Source organism: uncultured Planktosalinus sp., assembly GCF_963973675.1.
GTDB lineage: Bacteria > Bacteroidota > Bacteroidia > Flavobacteriales > Flavobacteriaceae > Planktosalinus.
The window spans coordinates 1-1,612 of record NZ_CAXBAN010000477.1; the positions used below are offsets into that span (position 1 = coordinate 1).

Sequence of the window (1,612 nt, forward strand, 5' to 3'; positions counted from 1 at the left end):
GCAGCAATGAGAATGGGTTGTCTTTTCTTCTTGTTGTGTATTTTTTCAAAGAGGGCAGAAGCTGCCTGTGTGAGTATGGAAAAGGTGGGCATGCCAGCAATAAGGGTGTATATGCCTGCCAGGGCAAAGACCTCGTTGTCTTGACGGGAGATGTAAAAAGGATACTTTTTACCCTTTAGGTCGTGGGGTTCAAAGAAACCGGTAACGGGAATCAGGCAACGCCGGGAAAGTGCCGCGTGTTTATAGATGAAATGGCTGAACAGCTTTTCTGACTGCGCATTGAGACCACCACCATAGCGCACGGCTTCTTTGTAATAAGCACCCACTTCCTCCTTTTTTTTGTTTTGAGGGACGATGCCCCATTTTCCCGCAACCAACGCTGCAGGTTCTTCCTGGGGGATGAGGAGCATAGGAGGGTGGGCAAAACCGTTGTGGTGAAAAACGGGCGTGTCAAATAGCGTTCGGGTGGCTTCTTTGTGCAATGCCACTTGGAACCTGCTTTCAAGGGCGCTTACTTTTTTTGTTTGTGAGGTGTGGAAGCACAAAGTAATGGTGTTTATAACGAAAGGGTAAAGTACAAATAATTCAATTAAGTTAGCTGTAAGCAATAAGCATTAGGCAGTAAGCTATCAGCTGTAAGCAGATACGCGAATACGCAAAAGAAGCTGATAGCTGAATGCTTTATTCCCAATGGTATCTCTTTTTGGTCTCTGTGATATGTACAAGATGGTGCTTGCAGTGCCAGGCATACAGGGCAATGGTATCGTTTACGCTAAAGGTGGTACCGTACTCGGGATGCAGGAATACCTAAAAATAATTATGAATGAGTAAAGCTGACAATATACAATCTTTCAGGATTTAGAAATTTGTAGTATCTGGTCATAGTTTATTGATTTTGAGTTTTCATTACCTTGATTGACTACGATGCTAATTCATACCACGCGACGCAATCGCGCCGTAGCGGGGAAAAAATATTAAAAACAAACGGAATGTAGATATTGAAATATTGAAAACCAATCAAAATTAGGTTTAATATTATGCTGAATATTTAAAGGGAGTCATTTATTGACTACAATTACCGGTTAAAATGTCTTGTTGAGTTGGATTAAAAGCATTACCATAAATATCAAATATACTTGCATTAGCGCTTTGTGGATTCAGGGCACAGTAATCATTTAATGAAACATTATTTTCAATTAATAGTACATCTTCAACTGTAACATTATCTAAACCTGATAAATTATTCAATTGATTAGAATTATTAATACTTAATGAATCCAAGTTATTTATAGAGTTATTTAACCCGGCAAAAGATGTGAACAAATTACAGTTGTTTATTGAAATCGCTTTTAATAAGACATTTTCAAATCCTGCTAAAGATGTTAAGGATTGATTATTTGATAAAGATAAAGAATAGATGGAAACATCCCCAAAACCAGAGAGGCTAATTAGATTGCTATTATTCTGAATTTGAACTTCTACACCGATTCCATCTGGATTTAATTCTGTAAGATTAAGATTTTCAAGACCAGGACCCAGTGATGTTAAGTTAGGGCTAGATGTAATTCTTAAAATATTTCCTCCAATTTGGGTTAAAGAATTTAAAGGTGAT

At 37.9% G+C, this 1,612-nt stretch carries 2 protein-coding genes; both read right to left on the reverse strand.

Features of this window, described 5'->3' with window-relative positions; genetic code table 11:
• On the reverse strand, positions 1–488 hold a 488-nt coding region (locus AACY61_RS13495; RefSeq protein WP_339612103.1), incomplete at its 3' end, for an SOS response-associated peptidase family protein.
• A 574-nt stretch (positions 489–1,062) separates the two neighbouring features.
• Positions 1,063–1,612, reverse strand: a 550-nt coding sequence (locus AACY61_RS13500; protein WP_339612104.1) for a hypothetical protein, incomplete at its 5' end; no start/stop codon positions are given.